Annotated in this window: 17 protein-coding genes and 1 tRNA gene; 9 read left to right on the top strand and 9 right to left on the bottom strand. The window is 65.7% G+C overall.

What is annotated here, in order from left to right:
* Positions 1–102: 102 nt before the first annotated feature.
* The 9 genes from AD72_RS12405 to dnaA form a co-directional block, all read right to left on the bottom strand.
* Positions 103–176, bottom strand: a tRNA-Ile gene (locus AD72_RS12405).
* A 31-nt stretch (positions 177–207) separates the two neighbouring features.
* The gene (locus tag AD72_RS12410) at positions 208–915 is read right to left on the bottom strand and encodes a DUF3566 domain-containing protein (RefSeq protein WP_231644813.1); all 708 of its coding nucleotides are present in this window, start codon (positions 913–915) and stop codon (positions 208–210) included.
* Between the two features lie 53 nt (positions 916–968).
* Positions 969–3,476 (bottom strand): DNA gyrase subunit A, encoded by a 2,508-nt coding sequence (gyrA, locus tag AD72_RS12415; RefSeq protein ID WP_425480765.1) that lies wholly within the window; start codon positions 3,474–3,476, stop codon positions 969–971.
* Between the two features lie 70 nt (positions 3,477–3,546).
* Entirely contained in the window at positions 3,547–5,514 is a 1,968-nt protein-coding gene (gyrB, locus tag AD72_RS12420; protein WP_031466632.1) for a DNA topoisomerase (ATP-hydrolyzing) subunit B, read from the bottom strand.
* A 290-nt stretch (positions 5,515–5,804) separates the two neighbouring features.
* Positions 5,805–6,350 (bottom strand): DciA family protein, encoded by a 546-nt coding sequence (locus AD72_RS12425; protein ID WP_031466633.1) that lies wholly within the window; start codon positions 6,348–6,350, stop codon positions 5,805–5,807.
* A 103-nt stretch (positions 6,351–6,453) separates the two neighbouring features.
* On the bottom strand, positions 6,454–7,575 hold the full coding sequence (recF, locus tag AD72_RS12430; RefSeq protein WP_031466634.1) for a DNA replication/repair protein RecF: 1,122 nt from the start codon (positions 7,573–7,575) through the stop codon (positions 6,454–6,456).
* Between the two features lie 3 nt (positions 7,576–7,578).
* Positions 7,579–8,472 carry a phosphogluconate dehydrogenase (NAD(+)-dependent, decarboxylating) gene (gene gnd / locus AD72_RS12435; RefSeq protein WP_031466635.1) on the bottom strand — a complete coding sequence of 298 codons (894 nt, stop codon included), beginning with the start codon at positions 8,470–8,472 and terminating at the stop codon, positions 7,579–7,581.
* Positions 8,473–8,518: 46 nt separating this feature from the next.
* Positions 8,519–9,646, bottom strand: coding sequence for a DNA polymerase III subunit beta (dnaN, locus tag AD72_RS12440; RefSeq protein ID WP_031466636.1), 1,128 nt, complete (start codon positions 9,644–9,646; stop codon positions 8,519–8,521).
* A 768-nt stretch (positions 9,647–10,414) separates the two neighbouring features.
* Positions 10,415–12,007: a chromosomal replication initiator protein DnaA gene (gene dnaA, locus AD72_RS12445; protein ID WP_031466637.1), complete on the bottom strand. Its 1,593-nt coding sequence runs from the start codon at positions 12,005–12,007 to the stop codon at positions 10,415–10,417.
* A gap of 549 nt (positions 12,008–12,556) precedes the next feature.
* Between dnaA and rpmH the strand changes: the two genes are divergently transcribed.
* From rpmH to AD72_RS12480, 9 genes are all read left to right on the top strand, one after another.
* Complete coding sequence (gene rpmH / locus AD72_RS35580; RefSeq protein WP_082468910.1) at positions 12,557–12,694, top strand: 50S ribosomal protein L34; 138 nt, start codon at positions 12,557–12,559, stop codon at positions 12,692–12,694.
* Between the two features lie 15 nt (positions 12,695–12,709).
* A complete protein-coding gene (rnpA, locus tag AD72_RS12450) occupies positions 12,710–13,075 on the top strand; it encodes a ribonuclease P protein component (RefSeq protein WP_031466638.1) in 366 nt (121 codons plus the stop codon).
* Positions 13,075–13,386, top strand: a complete 312-nt coding sequence (yidD, locus tag AD72_RS35585) for a membrane protein insertion efficiency factor YidD (protein WP_082468913.1) — start codon at positions 13,075–13,077, stop codon at positions 13,384–13,386. The genes rnpA and yidD overlap by 1 nt, the downstream gene beginning before the upstream one ends.
* Before the next feature lie 4 nt (positions 13,387–13,390).
* On the top strand, positions 13,391–14,545 hold the full coding sequence (yidC, locus tag AD72_RS12455) for a membrane protein insertase YidC (RefSeq protein ID WP_031466639.1): 1,155 nt from the start codon (positions 13,391–13,393) through the stop codon (positions 14,543–14,545).
* 31 nt (positions 14,546–14,576) lie between these two features.
* Positions 14,577–15,158 carry a Jag family protein gene (locus AD72_RS12460; RefSeq protein WP_231644814.1) on the top strand — a complete coding sequence of 194 codons (582 nt, stop codon included), beginning with the start codon at positions 14,577–14,579 and terminating at the stop codon, positions 15,156–15,158.
* A 144-nt stretch (positions 15,159–15,302) separates the two neighbouring features.
* Positions 15,303–15,998, top strand: coding sequence for a 16S rRNA (guanine(527)-N(7))-methyltransferase RsmG (gene rsmG / locus AD72_RS12465; RefSeq protein ID WP_031466641.1), 696 nt, complete (start codon positions 15,303–15,305; stop codon positions 15,996–15,998).
* A 116-nt stretch (positions 15,999–16,114) separates the two neighbouring features.
* Positions 16,115–17,038 (top strand): ParA family protein, encoded by a 924-nt coding sequence (locus AD72_RS12470; RefSeq protein WP_051898550.1) that lies wholly within the window; start codon positions 16,115–16,117, stop codon positions 17,036–17,038.
* Entirely contained in the window at positions 17,035–18,036 is a 1,002-nt protein-coding gene (locus tag AD72_RS12475) for a ParB/RepB/Spo0J family partition protein (RefSeq protein ID WP_031466643.1), read from the top strand. Before AD72_RS12470 ends, AD72_RS12475 begins: the two co-directional genes overlap by 4 nt.
* Positions 18,037–18,182: 146 nt before the next feature.
* On the top strand, positions 18,183–18,737 hold the full coding sequence (locus tag AD72_RS12480; RefSeq protein ID WP_051898543.1) for a DUF1707 SHOCT-like domain-containing protein: 555 nt from the start codon (positions 18,183–18,185) through the stop codon (positions 18,735–18,737).

An 18,737-nucleotide genomic window follows, 5' to 3' on the forward strand; every position in this document is an offset into this window, starting at 1 on the left:
TTAGCAAATCCGTTAGCAATCGGGCCAGCGCCGCCGACAACCGAATACCCCGGAAAGGCAAGAACCCCGCGACCGTGCTGGTCAGCGGGGTTCTTGTTGGGGTGGGCCTACCAGGACTTGAACCTGGGACCTCTTCGTTATCAGCGAAGCGCTCTAACCGCCTGAGCTATAGGCCCTGGAGACAGCCAACAGCTTAGCGTACGGCTCTCACTCGCGTTCAGCCAGGGTGACTTCGAGTCCGCCGGCGAGATCGGCGGAGACGTTGTACACGAACGCGGACACGGTGGCCACCGCGGTGAACAGGATGATGTTGACGACGCCGATGATCGCGGTGATCCCGAAGACGCGGCCGATGGTGATCAGCGGCTCGGGGCTGGCTCCGCTGGAGGGCGCGACGAGGTCGGTGTAGGTGCCGTTGATCTTGTCCCACACCCCCATTCCGCCGAGCACGGCGTAGAGCACTCCGACGGCGACCATGAGCACGAGGAAGAAGGCGATGGAGAGCACGAAGGCGAGTTTGAGCACCGACCACGGGTCGACGCGTTTCACCTGGAGGCTCGCCCGCCGCGGCCCACGCCCCGGCCTGCGCAGTGCGCTCGGTGTTCCGGTGCGCTCGTCACCGCGGCCGCCGGTCCCGGGAAGGCTCACGGATGTGCGCCCTCCGGCACGGGCATTCGGTTCCGGGGCGAACAGCGGCTCGTGGTCCTCGGCGCCGACTGGCTGCTGAATCATCGTCGGTTGTTCCTGGTACTCGGTTCCGTCTTCGGTCAGTTGGCCGGAGGCAGCGGGCATCGGATGCTCGCCGGTTTCGGTGCGGGTCTGGCTGCTGGCCCGTTGCCACGGTGGCGTACCGCGCTCAGTGGACGCTTTGTCGCCCGACTCGGGTTGGGTGCCGTTGCGCTGCTCGTCGCTCACGGCCTCTCCTTCCGCTCATTCACCGTGTACCCGCTCTCCACCGTGCCACAGACTCACTCGGCCGGCTCGGTCGTGTCTTCGCCGGTGTCTTCCTCGCCGTTGGTTGGGACGTCCATCCCCTCATCGGCGTTGCGCGCGATGGCCACAAGTGTGACGCCTTCGTCCAGGTTCATCAGCCGCACGCCCTTGGTCTGCCTGCCGGCGACGCGCACCTGCTTGGCCTCGGTGCGGATGACCCCGCCGCCGGATGTGATGGCGAAGACCTGGTCTTCCTCGTCCACGATGAGCGCACCGACGAGGCGCCCGCGTTTGCTGTCGTGCTGGATGGTGGTGACGCCCTTGCCGCCGCGACCCTGGGGCGAGTAGTCGGCGAGCGGGGTCCGCTTGGCGTAGCCGCCGTCGGTGGCGACGAGCACGTAGTAGTCGTCGTGCACCAGGCCGATGGTGAGCAGTTCGTCGCCCTCGTTGAACCGCATGCCGAGCACTCCGGATGTGGCCCGGCCCATCGGGCGCAGCGCCTCATCGCTGGCGTGGAAGCGGATGGACTGCCCGCCGGCGGAGACGAGCAGCAGATCGTCCTCTGCGGAGCAGAGCACCGCACCGACGAGTTCGTCGCTGTCCCGCAGGTTGATGCCGATCAGCCCGCCGGAGCGGTTCGAGTCGAAGTCGCCGAGCTTGGACTTCTTGACCAGTCCGGACTTGGTGGCGAGCACGAGGTACGGCGCGACCTGGTAGTCCCGGATCTGGATGACCTGGGCGATCTCCTCGTCCGGGCCGAAGGCGAGCAGGTTCGCGACGTGCTGGCCGCGCGCGCTGCGGTTCTGCTCGGGCAGCTCGTAGGCCTTGGTGCGGTACACCCTGCCCTTGTTGGTGAAGAACAGGATCCAGTCGTGCGTGGAGCACACGAAGAAGTGCTGCACGATGTCGTCCTGTTTGAGGCCCGCACCCTGCACGCCCTTGCCGCCGCGTTTCTGCGCGCGGTACAGCTCGGTCTTGGTCCGCTTGGCGTAACCGGTGCGCGTGATCGTGATGACCACGTCTTCCTCGGCGATGAGGTCCTCGACGGAAACCTCGCCGTCGTACGGAATGATCTTGGTGCGCCGATCGTCGCCGTGCCGCTCCACGATCTCGGTGAGCTCCTCGCGCACGATCGAGCGCTGGCGCTCCGGGGAGGCGAGGATGTCCTGCAGGTCGGCGATGATCTCCTCGAGCTCGCGCAGTTTGTCGACGATCTTCTGCCGTTCCAGGGCGGCGAGCCGGCGCAGCTGCATGTCCAGGATCGCCTGGGCCTGCACCTCGTCGATGTCCAGCAGCTCGATCAGCCCGGTGCGCGCCTCGTCCACCGTCGGCGAGCGCCGGATCAGGGCGATGACCTCGTCGAGCGCATCGAGCGCCTTGACCAGTCCGCGGTAGATGTGCGCCTGTTCCTCGGCCTTGCGCAACCGGTACTTGGTGCGCCGCACGATGACCTCGACCTGGTGGCGCACGTAGTGCCGGATGATCTGGTCCAGCCGCAGGGTGCGCGGCACCCCGTCGACCAGCGCGATCATGTTGACGCCGAAGTTGTACTGCAGCTGGGTGTGCTTGTAGAGGTTGTTCAGCACGACCTTGGCGACCGCGTCCCGCTTGAGCGTGACCACGATACGCATCCCGGATCGGCTGTTCGATTCATCGGCGATGTCCGCGATCCCGGTGATCTTGCCGTCCTTGACCAGGCTCGCGATGTTCTCCACCAGGTTGTCCGGGTTCACCTGGTACGGCAGTTCGGAGACGACGAGGATGGTGCGTCCCTTGTTGTCCTCGTCGATCTCCACCACGGCGCGCATCCGCACCGATCCGCGACCGGTGCGATAGGCCTCTTCGATCCCGGATGTGCCCAGGATCAGCCCGCGGGTCGGGAAGTCCGGCCCCTTGATCCGCTGCAGCATCGCGGCGAGGGTTTCCTCCTCGGAGGCCTCCCAGTTGTCCAGCGCCCAGATGACTCCGTCGGCCACCTCGCGCAGGTTGTGCGGCGGGATGTTCGTCGCCATCCCGACCGCGATCCCGGATCCGCCGTTGACCAACAGGTTCGGGATCCGCGCCGGAAGCACATCCGGTTCCTGGGTGCGCCCGTCGTAGTTGTCCGAGAAGTCGACGGTCTCTTCCTCGATGTCCCGCAGCATTTCCATGGCGAGCGGGTCGAGGCGGCACTCGGTGTACCGCATGGCGGCCGCGGGGTCGTTACCCGCGGAACCGAAGTTGCCCTGCCCGTCGATGAGCGGGTAGCGCATCGTCCACGGCTGGGCGAGTCGCACGAGCGCGTCGTACACCGAGGAGTCGCCGTGCGGGTGGTAGTTACCGAGCACATCGCCGACCACGCGGGAACACTTGTTGTACCCGCGGTCCGGCCGGAAGTTGTTGTCGAACATCGAGTACAGCACGCGCCGCTGTACCGGTTTGAGCCCGTCGCGCACATCCGGAAGCGCACGGGAGACGATCACGCTCATCGCATAGGCGATGTACGAGCGCTGCATCTCCTGCTGGACATCAACCGGTTCGACCCGATCGATCTCGGGGGGCATGGCATCGGTCACGAGAAATCCCTATTCGCAGTCGACTGGCGTGGGCTGTTACCCGCTACAGCGCGGACGATCAGATATCCAAGAACCCAACATCTTTGGCATTGCGGACGATGAAGGAGCGGCGTGCTTCCACGTCCTCGCCCATGAGCACCGCGAACAGCTCGTCCGCTGTCGCCGCGTCGTCCAGGGTGACCTGGCCCATCAGCCTGGTCGCCGGATCCATGGTGGTCTCCCAGAGTTCCTCGGCGTTCATTTCGCCGAGACCCTTGTACCGCTGGATCGCGTCATCCTTCGGCAGTTTCCTGCCCGCCTCGGCACCGGCCTTGAGCAGGCCGTCGCGCTCTTTGTCGTTGTAGGCGTATTCGGGTTCGGCGCGCGGCCACTTGATCTTGTACAGCGGCGGGCGGGCGATGAACACGTGACCGTTCTCGATCAGCGGCCGGAAGAAGCGGAAGAACAGGGTCAGCAGCAGGGTGCAGATGTGCTGGCCGTCCACATCGGCGTCGGCCATGATCACGATCTTGTGGTACCGCAGCTTCTCCAGGTCGAAATCGTCGTGGATCCCGGTACCGAGCGCGGTGATCAGCGACTGCACCTCGGCGTTCTTGAGCACGCGGTCGATGCGCGCCTTCTCCACGTTGATGATCTTGCCACGGATCGGCAGGATCGCCTGGTACATCGAGTCCCGGCCTTCCTTGGCCGAGCCACCTGCCGAGTCACCCTCGACGATGTAGAGCTCGCACTCGTGCGGATCCTTGGAGCGGCAGTCCTTGAGCTTGCCCGGCAGCCCACCGATGTCCAGCGCTCCCTTGCGGCGCACCAGATCGCGAGCGTGCCGCGCGGCCATCCGGGCCTGTGCCGAGGAAACCGCCTTGTTGATGATCGCCTTGGCTTCGTTGGGATTGCGCTCGAACCAGTCGGCGAGCCACTCGTTGCACGTCTTCTGCACGAAGGAACGGGCCTCGGTGTTGCCGAGCTTGGTCTTGGTCTGTCCCTCGAACTGCGGCTCGCGGAGCTTGATCGAGATGATCGCGGCGAGTCCCTCACGGATGTCGTCCCCGGTGAGGTTGTCGTCCTTCTCCTTGAGGAGCTTCTTGTCCTTCGCGTACTTGTTCACCGTGTAGGTCAGCGCGGAACGGAACCCTTCCTCGTGGGTACCGCCCTCGTGCGTGTTGATCGTGTTCGCGAAGGTGTACACGCTCGCGGTGTAGCCGCTGTTCCACTGCATCGCGACCTCGACCGAGAGCCCTTCACCGTCCGCGTCGAAGGCCACGACCTTCTCGTGGATCGGGTCCCTGGCACCGTTGATGTGCTTGACGAAGTCCTCGAGACCGCCCGGGTAGTGGTAGACCACATCCTTGGTCTTGGCCGTCTGCCCCTCGGCGTCCTCGGTGCCCTCGTCCCCGTTCGGCCGCTCGTCGTGCAGCTTGATGGTCAGGCCCTTGTTCAGGAAGGCCATCTCCTGCAGCCGTCGCGAGATCGTCTCGAAGTTGTAGGTCGTGGTCTCGAAGATGTCCGGGTCGGCCCAGAACGTCGTCGTGGTCCCGGTCTCGGTCGTCTCCTCCCCCTCGACCAGCGGTTCCGGCTCCGAACGCTCGTAGTGCTGGCGCCAGACCTTGCCGTTCCGCCGGGTTTCCACATCCAGGGCCGTGGAAAGGGCGTTCACCACGGAGACACCGACACCGTGCAGACCGCCGGAGACCGCGTAGGAGTCCGAATTGAACTTCCCGCCCGCGTGCAGAATCGTGTGCACCACTTCGATGGTGGGCTTCTGTTCCTTGGGGTGCAGCTCGACCGGAATACCGCGGCCATCGTCCTGCACCCGGACACCGCCGTCCGCGAGCAGGCTGACATCCACCGTGGTGGCGTATCCGGCCATCGCCTCATCGACGGAGTTGTCCACAACTTCCTGCACGAGATGGTGCAGACCGCGTTCCCCGGTCGACCCGATGTACATCCCCGGTCGTTTCCGGACCGCCTCGAGGCCTTCGAGGACAGTGATGGACGATGCGTTGTAGTCGTTCGTGTTCGCTGCCACGGGCGGAGGTTCTCCTTGCGCGGATCGAGTGCGCTACACCCGGCTCGTGAGCGTGGCGCACGGTACCCGTCAATTCTACTTGCCCCTTCGCGCAGAAGTGGCAGTAGGACACCCCTAGCGTGTCCACTGACGCGATTTTTTCTTCCTGGACGAGCGGCCCCACGCACCACCGGGGTCCACCGGCTTCTGCGTGCCACTGTGCGTACTCCCCACCGAGCCGGATCGGGGGTTGTGCGTGGTTGTGTTGGTTCTAGGCAACACAACCACGCACGAGCACGTGTTTGTGCTGGTCAGCCGTAGGTGTCCCGGGGTCCGCGGCCGGGAACGTGGCGCGGGCCGTAGCGCCAGCTCGGTGCGGCCGGGCCCGCCACCTTGATGGAGGTGACGACCCCGTCCCCGAGCTTTTCGGCGAACCGTTTGATCAGCTGGCGCTGGAGCAGCCGCAGCTGGGTCGCCCATGCGGTGGATTCCGCGCGCACATGCAGTTCGGTGCCCTTGAGCTGTTCGGGGACCGAGTGCGCGGCGACCTCCTCACCGACGAGTTCGGGCCAGCGCGCGATCACCGAACCACCGGTGAGGTGCTCTTTCCAGCCGCGCTCGGCGATGATCCGCGCGGTGAGCCTGCCGAGCGGCTGCGGATCCCGGTCGTCCGGACGGGCTCCCGACCAGCCTCTGCGCCGGGCGCGTTTGCGTTTGCCGTACACGGCGTGCTTGGCCTGTTGCCGATCGCGGGCCGCGGATTTGGCGCGCGCGGCCTCGAGTGCCTGGCGTGCCAGATCGGGTCCACGCAGTTCCCCTCCACCGTGTGTACCACTTTCGGGGACTGAATCGGACATATTTTCGGGTGGTTCGGGCCCCGAGGCCGACCCTGAGAGTGTCTTGTCCACATTATCCACAGAGTTGTCCCCAGGTGTGTCTGCGCTCACAGCCATCTCCTGTTCACGCTGAGGCGTCCGCGGTAACCGTCCCGTTCGAGACGTGAAACCGATCCCCGTCGAGTTCGGCGGGAACGTCTTCACCGACCGCCGCGGTCACGATCACCTGCTCAGCAGCCGTCGCGACCTCGGCGAGCTTGCCTCTTCGTCTTCGATCGAGCTCGGCGAACACGTCGTCGAGGATCAGTACCGGCTCACTGCCTTCACCGCGTAACAGCTCGTACGCGCCGAGTCGCAGCGCCAGTGCGAAGGACCAGGATTCGCCGTGGCTGGCGTATCCCTTGGCAGGTCCTTCACCGAGCAGCAAATCCAGATCGTCGCGATGCGGTCCGATCAGGCTGACACCACGTTCGAGTTCCTGGTCACGCACACGGGCGATGCCCTCGAGCAGCGCCTGTTCGAGTTCCGTGACATCCGTGCTCTCCGGCAAGTACTCGCCGAGACTCGAGCGATAGCGGATGTCGATGGGCACCGATTCCGGCGCCACCCCCGCGTACGCGGCGGCCACATGCGGGGCGAGTGCCGCGGTCAGCTCGATCCGGCCCGCGAGCAGCGCCGCCCCCTGCGCGGCGAGGTGCCCGTCCCAGACCTCGAGGGTGCTCAGATTGGATTTCGCCGCTCGCGCTGTCTTCAACAGCGCACTCCGCTGTTTGAGCACCCGCTCGTAGTCGGAGCGGATCCCGGCGAACCGCGGTGCGCGCAGGGCGAGCAGGCCGTCGAGGAACGAGCGCCGTTCCCCGGGATCCCCGCGCACCAGGGCCAGATCCTCCGGAGCGAACAGCACGGTGCGCAGGATCCCGGCGACATCCCTGGTCCGGGGAACCGCGCCGCGATTGAGCAGCGCCCGGTTCGCCTTGCCCGAGGTGATCTCGAGTTCGACGGTCACTTCCCGGCCGTCCTGCACGATCGCGGTGCGCACCACCGCACGCTGGGCACCCCGCCGAATCAGCGGGGCATCCGAGGCGACTCGGTGCGAGGACAGTGTCGCGGCATAGCCGAGCGCCTCGACCAGGTTGGTCTTGCCCTGGCCGTTGCGCCCGACCAATACCGTCGGTCCCGGGCGTAAGGGCAGGTCAGCGAGTTCCCAGGAACGAAAATCGGTGACCTGGAGATGCCGGACGTACACCGATCAGCTGGATTCCTCGGCGCTGTGGACCGCGTGCCCGCCGAACTGGTTGCGCAGTGCGGCGATCGCCTTGAGTGCCGGCGAATCGGTCTGCCGCGAGGAGAACCGCGCGAACAGGGCGGCCGAGATGACCGGAACCGGGACCGCGTGGTCGATGGCTTCCTCGATCGTCCAGCGTCCCTCCCCGGAATCCTCGACATAGCCGGTGATCCCGGCCAGGTCCGGGTCCTCCTCGAGCGCACGCACGAGCAGGTCCAGCAGCCAGGACCGCACGACGGTCCCCCGCCGCCATGCCTTGAACACACCCGCGGTGTTCGTGACCTCTTCGGCGGCCTCGAGCAGTTCGAAGCCCTCCGCGTAGGCCTGCATCAGCCCGTACTCGATGCCGTTGTGCACCATCTTCGCGTAGTGACCGGCACCGACGGCGCCCGCGTGGGCGAACCCTTCATCGCGCGGGCCTTCCGGGCGCAGCGCGTCGAAGATGGGCATGGCGCGCTCGACATCCTTGTCCGCGCCACCGCACATCAAGCCGTATCCGACCTCGAGGCCCCAGACTCCGCCGGAAACTCCGCAGTCCACGAACCCGATCCCGCGGGCGGCGAGCACATCCGCGTTGTGTTTGTCCTCGGTGAACCGGGAGTTGCCGCCGTCGATGACGAGGTCGCCGTCCCCGAGCAGTCCGGCGAGTTCGGCGATCGTGGACCGGGTCGGTTCCCCTGCCGGGACCATGACCCACACGACGCGTGGCCCGCTGAGCTTGCCGACGAGGTCGGCGAGCGAACTGCTGTCGCTGACATCCGGGTTCTGGTCGTAGCCGACGACCTCGTGTCCCGCGCGACGCAAACGTTCGCGCATGTTGAATCCCATTTTGCCGAGGCCGATGAGACCGAGTTGCACGGTGCGCTCCCCTTCTAGCTCCCTGATCGTGGTTTCGCGGATGTACTCAGCCCGGAAGCCGGACCGGCATCAACAGGTACAGATAGTCACCCGCTACTTGTCCATCCTCGTCCACCGGCTTGAGCAGTGCAGGCCGGTTGGCCGTGGTGAACGCCATGTGTGCCCGATCGGTACGCACGGCACTCAGTCCATCGAGCAGATAGGTCGGGTTGAACGCGATGGTCACGGGCTCGCCCTCGAACTCGACCGCGATCGCTTCCTCCGCGCTGCCCTCTTCCTCGCCACCCGCGGTGAGGTTGAGCCCGTCCTCGGAGAACTCGAGCCGGACCTGGGTCCCGCGCTCGGCGACGAGCGAGACACGTTTGATCGCATCGACCAGCTTGGCCACCTCGATGATCGCGGTCGTGGTCTGATCATCGGGCAACAGCTGGCGGTACTTCGGGAATTCGGCGTCGAGCAAGCGCGCGGTCGAGCGGCGTCCCGCACCGGAGAGCCCGACCAGGCCATCCCCTGAGGCGAGTGCCAGTTCGGCGGTCGCCCCGGACGCGCCGAGTGTCTTCGCCGATTCGGCGAGGGTCCGTGCGGGCACGAGCACCGCGGTGTCCTCGGATTCCTGGGCCGGGGTCCAGGTGATCTCCCGCATCGCGAGCCGGAACCGGTCGGTCGCCACGAGCGTGAGTTTGTCGCCCGCGATCTCCACTCGCACCCCGGTGAGCATTGGCAGTGTGTCGTCCTTGCCTGCGGCGACCGCGACCTGGGCGACGGCGGTGCCGAGCAGTTCACCGGGCAGTTCACCGACCTTGTCCGGCATGTTCGGCAGCTGCGGATAGTCCTCCACCGGCATCGTGGGCAGGGAGAACTTCGCGGTCCCGCAGACGATCTCTACCCGGGAACCTTCGACGGCGAGCTCGACCGGCTTGTTCGGCAGCGCCTTGGTGATGTCCGCGAGCAGTCGCCCGGAGACGAGGGTGCGCCCGGACGCGGACAGGGTCGCGGGCACGTTGACCGTCGCCGAGGTCTCGTAGTCGAAACCCGAGACCGTGAGCACGTCCTGTTCGGCATCTGCTTCGAGGAGGATCCCGCCGAGCACCGGTACCGGTGGGCGGGCGGGGAGGCTTCTCGCGACCCACGCGACGGCGTCGGCGAGTCCATCACGCTCGACACGGATTTTCATCTGACGTCCTTTCCCGACGACGGTTCCCGCACCGGTCGTACCACCGGGGTCCGACACCCCAGCGCCGATCGCAGCGAAGCGTGACCGGCTCGACGCAGTGGGTGTTGGCGGTGTGTGCCGGTGCTCGATGCGCATCCCGGCGGTGAATGCCAACCGTAGAACGTGCCCGGCGGTAGCGCGAACCGGGCTCCGGCACCCGAGCCGCGTTCCGGGTCTCGGTTGTCCCCAGTTCACAAGCTCGCCTGTTGTTGTTTGTTTTTCTCTTCAAAAGAGAACAAACCGTCGTAACAGTAAGCGTTGTGGGTTGTGTGGACGGAGGTGATTCTCGCAGGTGAACGGCTTGCGTTGGATGTGGACCCGCCCGTGTGCGAGTCCGGGAGGGAGCCTGTGGATGTGTGGACCGAACCGGCTCGGCGGCCGCTGCTCCACATCCGGGCACTGTTTTCCACAGTTCCATCCCCAGCTATCCACCGAGTTGTGCCCAAGCCTGTGGGGATACCCGAACGCGCGCGTTCGGCACCGAATCCCACCCTCGAGTGACGCAGATCACTGCATCCTGGCGGTGTCGAGGCACATCCGAGCCGGTTCGGAGGCGGAATCGGTCGTGCGTGGTTGTGTTGCCTAGAACCAACACAACCACGCACAAGCGGCTATCGGCGCAGGTGAGAGCCCGTTCGGTGGGCAGCATGAGCGAGCGCCGGATGTGGGCGCTGCAGGGGTGTGGAAAGAGCTCCGGGGCGACCGGAGAAGGGAGGCGGATGTGCCGGTTCAGCCGCGAGCGCGCTGCTTGATGCGCGCGGTCAGTTCCTGAACCTGGTCGTAGGTGCGGCGGCGCTCGGCCATCTCCTTGCGGATCTTCTTGTCCGCGTGCATGACCGTGGTGTGGTCACGGCCGCCGAAGGCCTGACCGATCCGCGGCAGCGAGGCATCGGTGAGTTCGCGGCACAGATACATGGCGATCTGGCGCGACTGCGCGAGCGCCTTGACCTTGCCGGGGCCGCACAGCTCGTCGACGGTGACACCGAAGAACTCCGCGGTGACCGACATGATCGTGGTCGCCGAGATCTCCGGCTGCTGTGAATCGGGGATCAGATCGCGCAGCACGATCTCGGCGAGCTGAACATCCACCGCCTGCCGGTTGAGCGAGGCGAAGGCGGTGACCCGGATGAGCGCGCCCTCGAGTTCCCGGATGTTGCGTTCGACGCGCGCGGCGATGAACTCCAGTACATCCATGGGCACGTTCAACCGGTCCTGCGCGGCCTTCTTCCGCAGGATCGCGATTCGGGTCTCGAGCTCGGGCGGCTGGATGTCGGTGATCAGGCCCCACTCGAAGCGGGTGCGCAGCCGGTCCTCGAGGGTGCCCAGTCCCTTGGGCGGGCGGTCCGAGGAGACGACGATCTGCTTGTTCGCGTTGTGCAAGGTGTTGAAGGTATGGAAGAACTCCTCCTGGGTTCCTTCCTTGCCTTCGAGGAACTGCACATCGTCGACGAGCAGTACATCCACATCCCGGTACCTGCGCTGGAACGCGACCTTGCGGTCGTCACGCAGGGAGTTGATGAAGTCGTTGGTGAATTCCTCGGTCGATACGTAGCGCACTCGCATCCCGGGGAACAGGCGTTGCGCGTAGTGCCCGACCGCGTGCAGCAGGTGGGTCTTTCCGAGCCCGGACTCGCCCCAGATGAACAGCGGGTTGTACGCGCGCGCCGGTGCTTCGGACACGGCGACGGCCGCGGCGTTCGCGAACCGGTTCGAAGCACCGATGACGAAGGTGTCGAAGGTGTACTTCTCGTTCAGCTTCGTCTTGGAAGTCTGCGGTTGCGCGGGCGCGGTGAACGGTTGCTCGCTCGGCGTGGACTGTTGCTGGCCGGTGAACCGCGGCCAGATCTCGTTCGCCGCCTTGAGCGCGTCGCCCTCCTCGTCGACCTCTTCGGTCTGCGATTCCTCGAGGTGATGCAGCGGGGCCTGGTCCTCGGATCCGCCCACCTGCGCGGCACTGACCAGGGCCGGTTCCGGGGTCGGCGAACCGTTGGTCGGTTCCGCCTCCTCGGCCGGGGCGGCCTCGGCGGGTTCGTTGTCCTTGCGATGCCGCGCGTCCGCGGTTCCGGTGTCCACCTTCACGGCGAGCGAGACCGGGGCCCCAATGTGCCTGGAGAGTGCTTCGGTGATCGGATCCCGGAGGGCGCGTTCGATCGCGTCCTTGGCGAACTCGCTCGGCGCGGCGAGCAGAGCGGTGCCGTCGAGTAGCCCGAGCGGACGAGTCACCTGCATCCACGCGCGCTGCAACGGGGACAAGGTCCCGTTGGAAAGTTCGGTGACCACCTGGTCCCAGATGAGACCCAGGTCGGCCCGGGTTTCCGACACGCCCCCGCTCACTCCCCTCCCGTACAGGTCTGACCTGGGTCGTTAGCTCACACTACGCGGTTACCGCCCGATTCGCTCATCGAGCGCCATAGCTTGCAAGGCCGGTATCACCCTTCCGTGGGCGCCCGAGAGCAAGGATATCCACAAACTTGTCCACAGCTGTGCACGAGCATGCGTGTTAACGCATCAAACTCCACAACAGTTCGACACTCCAATGGACCGGCGTCCGATGCAGAGGACCAACTCCCACGTTCTCGCCTCTGCGCGATATCCGTACTTCTCGCTCCACGGCATCCAGCAATGCCGGCAGGATGGGAACGCTAACAACACCGGCGCGATGCCACAAGACGTGGTGGTAGATCAAGCACCTTATCGTCCGGCGTGTCGCTGGTCGGTACCCGGTTTTCAGCCCGATCGAGGGACTGCGTAACCTATGAAGGTCTCCCGCCTGCGCGGGTTGTTTCGCATGCCCGCACGCATGGGTAGGACACTAGCGAATGGGAGACGACCGGATTTCTGGCCAATGGCACTGTACGGGAGTAACCAGCCGTGAGTAAGCGTACGTTCCAACCGAACAATCGTCGTCGGTCCCGCAAGCACGGGTTCCGGCTTCGGATGCGCACCCGCGCCGGTCGCGCCATCCTCGCGAACCGCAGGCGTAAGGGACGCGCCAAGCTGTCCGCCTGATCGCGGGCGGATGCCGTGCTGCCCGCGACCGCTCGACTGACGAACAGCCGGGAGTTCCGCTCGGTGACCCGCAGGGGTCGTCGAGCTGGACGCTCCCGGCTTGTTGTGCATGCGCTGCGCGATGAGTCGGTCACTGAGGGTCCCGCGCGGGCCGGATTTGTCGTGAGCAAGGCGGTCGGTAACTCGGTGGTCCGCCACCGGGTCACCCGCCAACTGCGTCATCTGGTGCGCGACCGGATCGATCGGTTGCCGCCCGGGACGCAGCTTGTCGTGCGCGCCCTCCCCGCGGCCGCGGGTTCGCGGAGTTCGGCGCTCGCGGCGGATCTCGATAGCGCGCTCGACCGACTGCGGCTGCCCGGATCGCGTACCGGCGAGTCGTGATGGCTCGCCCGGTCTCCGCGGCGGCGGCACGTCCCGGCGTGCTCGCCAGGGGCCTGATGCTGCTGGTCAAGGGATACCGGAAGGGCATCTCCCCGCTGCTCCCGCCGAGCTGCCGGTTCTACCCGAGCTGTAGCGAGTACGCGCTCGAGGCGCTCCGCGTGCACGGCGCCGCACGAGGGACCTTGCTCGCGGTCCGCCGACTGCTTCGTTGCGGTCCCTGGCATCCTGGGGGTATTGACCCGGTTCCGCCGAGGCGCGGAGCCGGTACGAGCGCACTCGAAGACTTGACCGAACACCCTGCCAAGGAGTAGCCGCGTGCTCGATTTTATTTACTGGCCCGTGTCCTTCGTCATGTGGTGTTGGCACAAGGTCTTCGGGTTCATCCTCGGCGACAGCAACGCTTTCGCCTGGGCGCTCTCGATCGTCTTCCTCGTCTTCACACTGCGTGCGCTGCTGCTCAAGCCGATGGTGCACCAGATCAAGTCCATGCGGAAGATGCAGGAGTTCCAGCCGCAGATCAAGGCGCTCCAGAAGAAGTACGCCAATGATCGGCAGCGCCAGGCGCAGGAGATGCAGAAGCTGCAGCGCGAGCACGGGTTCAACCCGCTCGGTGGCTGCCTGCCGATGATCTTCCAGATCCCGGTGTTCATCGGGCTCAACCACGTCATCCGGAACTTCAACCCGAACTACGGCAGCAACTACTTCTTCCCGAAGTCGGACATCACCTCGTACCTGCGCGCGGACCTGTTCGGCGTGCACCTCAACGACATGGTGTTCAACGCCGGGCTGCTCGGCTCCTACGGCGGCGGTGCTCACGGATTCCACTGGGGTGTGGCCCCGGTCGCCATCCCGCTGATGATCGTCGCCTCGATCGCGACCCACTTCACCGCGCGGCTTTCGGTGCAGCGCCAGCAGGCCATGGGCACCACGAACAACCAGCCCGGCGGCGCGATGATGCAGAAGGTTCAGCTGTATCTGTTCCCGCTCGGTGTGCTCATCTTCGGTGCGGCCCTGCCGATCGGTCTGCTCCTCTACTGGCTGAGCAACAACAGCTGGACGCTTGCCCAGCAGCACTTCGTGTTCCGTCGGATGGACAAGGAAGAAGCTCGCAAGAAGCAGGAGGCTCAGGAGGCGCGCCAGGCGCTCGCCCCCAAGCCGGGGCAGAAGCCCGGCAAGCAGCCGGCCAACCAGCCGAAGCAGCAGGACGAGCCGAAGGCGGAGAAGGCACCCGAGCCGGTCGAGAAGAACGAGACCAAGAAGTCCGAGAAGTCCGGTGGTGAGGCGAAATCCGGTGGCGGTTCGCCGCAGCAGCAGCCGAAAGAAGCGCCGGCGGGAACCACGGCCTCGAACGGTTCCGGAGGCAAGGGAGATTCCGCGCAGTCGAAGTCGAACGGCGCGCTGAACACCTCGCAATCGGTACCCGGCTTGATATCCGACCGAGGGCGGAAGAAGAAGCGCAACCGGAAGTAGCCCGAACTTCGTGCTGGAGAGGAGAACAAGCGTGGCAGGGACATTGGAGGTCGACGGGGCGAGTGCCTCGCCGGACCGTGAGGAAGACGAACAGGCTGAAGCTGTCACCGGCGAGGAGCAGGAAGCCCAGGCCGAGGGTGAGAAGAGCGAAGAGGAACTACTCGTCCAGGAGGGCGATGTCGCGGGCGACTACCTGGAGCGGCTGCTCGACATCCTCGACTACGACGGCGATATTGATCTAGACGTCGAAGCCGGGCGTGCCATGGTCAGCATCGACGGTGGTAGCGACCTGGAGAAGCTCGTCGGCCAGCGCGGTCAGGTGCTCGAGGCATTGCAGGAGTTGACCCGGCTCGCGGTGCAGACCGAGACCAGTTCGCGGAGCAGGCTCATGCTCGACATCGCCGGGTGGCGGGCGAGTCGGCGCGGCGAGCTGACCGACCTCGGCCGGACCACCGCGGAGAAGGTCGCCGAGAGCGGTGAGAAGACCAAGCTTCAGGCGATGACCCCGTTCGAGCGGAAGATCGTGCACGATGCGGTCGCCGACGTGGCGGGTGTGACGAGCGAGAGCGAGGGTGAGGAACCGAACCGCCGAGTGGTGGTCCTCCCCGAATAGTCGACACGAAGACGGAGCGGCCCGGTTTCACGTGAAACCGGGCCGCTTTTCGTGCTCGCGTGGACGGTCCCCTGGCTGTCCGAGGTACCGACTAGACTTGACCTGCCGAGGTCAGGTTGTGTCACGTCGATCGAAAGAGACCGAATGTCCAACGGGACGCTATTGCCCGCTCCCCCGGAATCCGCTGCGGAAGTGTTCGGTGCACGACTGCCGATCGCCCGCGCCTTCGCTGAGCGGCTCGCGAGCGAGGGAGTCCTCCGCGGCATGATCGGTCCGAGGGAAGTGGAGCGGCTGTGGGAGCGGCACATCCTGAACTCCGCGGTTCTCGGTGAGGTGATCCCGGAGCGGGCGAAGGTGATCGATGTCGGTTCGGGGGCCGGGCTTCCCGGGATCCCACTTGCGATCGCTCGCCCGGATGTACGTGTCACGCTTCTCGAACCGATGCAACGCCGAGTGGATTGGCTGGAGCTGATCGTCGGTGAGTTGGAGTTGCCGATTGACGTGGTTCGCGGCCGGGCGGAGGATCGGTCGGTGCGTGACAGCCTGCCGAACGCGAATGTGGTGACGGCGCGGGCGGTCGCGAGTCTGGACAAACTGTCGTCCTGGTGTCTTCCGCTCATCAAACAGGGGGCGGCACTGTACGCCATGAAGGGAGCTTCGGCGTACGACGAGATTGAGCGCGATCGGGAGGCGGTCGCTCGGCTCGGTGGTGGTAACCCGCGGGTACTCACTTGCGGGCAGGGGAAACTGGAACAGTCGGTGAGAGTTGTGCGCATCGAACGGGTGGGTTCTCGTGCAACGGGTAGCCGGCAGCAACAACGGACGAGGAGGAGTCGGTGAGCGTCCGGTCGAAGTTGAAGGTTGCCAAGAAGCGTGTTTCACGTGAAACCAAAGAGACCGAGGATCATGACAACGCAGTCGATGGGTCTGTCGGAGCTGGCGAGGTGCTCAAGCCGATGACCGAACAGAAGCCCGGAGACGGGACGCCGTTCAGCGATTGGACCCCGATAGCCGACGCCGCCGCCCGTGCCACCCAAGTACTTCATCCCCAGGAACTCAGTTTGCCGAAGCCACCGCATCGCCGGGTCATCACCGTCGCCAACCAGAAGGGCGGGGTTGGTAAGACAACGAGCACGGTGAACCTCGCGGCGGCGCTGGCGCTGCACGGCTTGAAGGTGCTCGTGATCGACCTCGACCCACAGGGCAACGCGAGTACCGCGCTTGGGGTGGAGCATCGCGGCGAGGTGCCGTCCATCTACGATGTGCTGCTCGGCGAGATCTCCGTCAAGGAAGCCGCAGCGGTCAGCGATCAGTCGCCGAACCTGTGGTGTGTGCCCGCCACGATCGATCTTGCCGGTGCCGAGGTCGAACTGGTGACCATGGTGGCGCGCGAATCGCGGCTGAAGACCGCGCTCACCGAGGAAGCGCTCGACGAGCTCTCCCCCGACTACGTCTTCATCGACTGCCCTCCCTCGCTCGGACTGCTCACGGTGAACGCGCTCGTCGCCGCCGAGGAGGTGCTCATCCCGATCCAGTGCGAGTACTACGCGCTCGAAGGGCTCGGCCAGCTGCTCAACAACATCGAGCTGGTGCGCGGGCACCTCAATACGAGCCTCGAGGTGTCCACCATCGTGCTCACCATGTACGACGGGCGCACCAAGCTCGCCGATCAGGTCACCAAGGATGTGCGCGACTACTTCGGGGACACCGTGCTCAGCACGGTGATCCCGCGCAGTGTGAAGGTCTCCGAAGCACCCGGTTATGGGCAGACCGTGCTCGCCTACGATCCCGGTTCACGTGGCGCGATGAGCTATCTGGACGCCGCGAAGGAGATCGCCGTGCAGGGTGGATCCGCGGACGAGCAGGAGGCCGGGGAATGACGGAGCGCAAGGGTGGCCTCGGGCGTGGACTCGCGGCACTGATTCCCAGTGCTCCCCCGGAGGACGGAGCTGCGGCACCCGCGGCGGAGTCGTCCAGCACGGCATCGAAGACCACTACGGCGAAGACCAGCACGGCGAAAGCTCCCGCCGCGCAGAGCGAGTCCGCTCCCCCGGCGGAACCGAGCGGCGAGGTTGCGGGCGCGGTCTACCGCGAGGTGCCGATCGATGCGATCACGACGAACCCGAAGCAGCCTCGTCAGGTCTTCGATGAGGAAGCGCTCACCGAGCTCTCCCACTCGATCCGCGAGTTCGGCCTGTTGCAGCCGATTGTCCTGCGGACCCTGCCCGACGAGAAGTTCGAACTCGTCATGGGTGAGCGCCGGTGGCGCGCGGCGAAGCAGGCGGGACTGGACACGCTTCCTGCGATCGTCCGCGGTACCGCCGATGACGCGATGCTGCGCGATGCCCTGTTGGAGAACATCCACCGGGTGCAGCTGAACCCGCTCGAAGAGGCGGCGGCGTATCAGCAGCTGCTCGACGAGTTCGACGTGACGCACGATCAGCTCGCTTCGCGGATCGGACGCAGCAGGCCGGTCATCTCGAACACCATCCGCCTGCTGAAGCTTCCCCTCCCCGTGCAGCGCCGGGTCGCCGCGGGGGTGCTCTCCGCCGGTCACGCGCGGGCGCTGCTCAGCCTCGAGGACCCGGACATCGTGGACGACCTCGCCGCGCGGATCGTGGCGGAGGGGCTCTCGGTGCGGGCGACCGAAGAAGCGGTCATGCTCGCGAAGTCGGGCCCGAAGCGACCACAGAAGGCGCCGCCGAAAAAGATCGAGGTGCCCCGGGCGGGCGAGATCGCGGATGATCTCTCCGACCGCTTCGACACCAGGGTGAAGGTGGATGTCGGGCGGAAGAAGGGCAAGATCACCATCGAATTCGGCTCGGCGGATGATCTTGATCGGCTTCTCGGACTGATCAGCCCAAAAGAGACAAAATAGACCCGTAACCGGGATATCCGATCGTACCGGCGTCTTTTGTCACGGTGACAAATACTCTCAGTGGTCGATATGTTCAGGGTGTGACGGGCTGAGTTCAGGGATTTCACCTGATTCCCGGAGTGCTCCCGGGAGCTAATCTCGGGGACGTGAGCGAACGAGATCTGCGAGTCTCCGATGACGAACGCAACCACGTGGTCGGCTTGCTCGAAAAGGCGACCGGTCGCGGGATGATCGACTTGAACGAGTTCGCCGAGCGGAGTGCCACGGCGACGGCCGCCAAGACCCGGGGCGAGCTCAATGCCGTCCTCGTCGATCTGCCCGGGATGGTGCACAGCTCCGCGCCGGCCGGTGCGCGCGAGGAGACGCTGTCGTCTTCGATGACGCTGTTGAAGCGGGACGGTGCCTGGACTCCCCCGCTGGAGCTGCACGTCCGGAACACGATGGCGACCACGATCCTCGACTTCCGCCAGGCGCGGATCAACTATCCGCGGCTGGTGATCGACTTCGACGTGTCGCTCGGCAACGTCAAGCTACGGCTCCCCGAACACGCGACGATCAATCTCGAAGGTTTCACGTGCACGATGGGGCACGTGGTCGGCAGGGGGCGCCCGGTGGAAACCGCGGAAGCCCCGGGGGATCCGCATTTCGTGATCGCCGGCCAGTTGCGGCTGTGCTCGCTGGTTGTGAACCGGAAGAAGTAG

The organism is Sciscionella sediminilitoris (assembly GCF_000737195.2).
Lineage (GTDB): Bacteria > Actinomycetota > Actinomycetes > Mycobacteriales > Pseudonocardiaceae > Sciscionella > Sciscionella sediminilitoris.

Coding starts and splice junctions, on each gene's coding strand:
- dnaN (WP_031466636.1), bottom strand. CDS start 9,646: ATGAAAATCCGTGTCGAGCGTGATGGACTCGCCGACGCCGTCGCGTGG.
- rsmG (WP_031466641.1), top strand. CDS start 15,303: ATGTCCAACGGGACGCTATTGCCCGCTCCCCCGGAATCCGCTGCGGAA.
- AD72_RS12470 (WP_051898550.1), top strand. CDS start 16,115: ATGACCGAACAGAAGCCCGGAGACGGGACGCCGTTCAGCGATTGGACC.
- gyrA (WP_425480765.1), bottom strand. CDS start 3,476: ATGCCCCCCGAGATCGATCGGGTCGAACCGGTTGATGTCCAGCAGGAG.
- yidD (WP_082468913.1), top strand. CDS start 13,075: ATGGCTCGCCCGGTCTCCGCGGCGGCGGCACGTCCCGGCGTGCTCGCC.
- AD72_RS12475 (WP_031466643.1), top strand. CDS start 17,035: ATGACGGAGCGCAAGGGTGGCCTCGGGCGTGGACTCGCGGCACTGATT.
- AD72_RS12425 (WP_031466633.1), bottom strand. CDS start 6,350: ATGTCCGATTCAGTCCCCGAAAGTGGTACACACGGTGGAGGGGAACTG.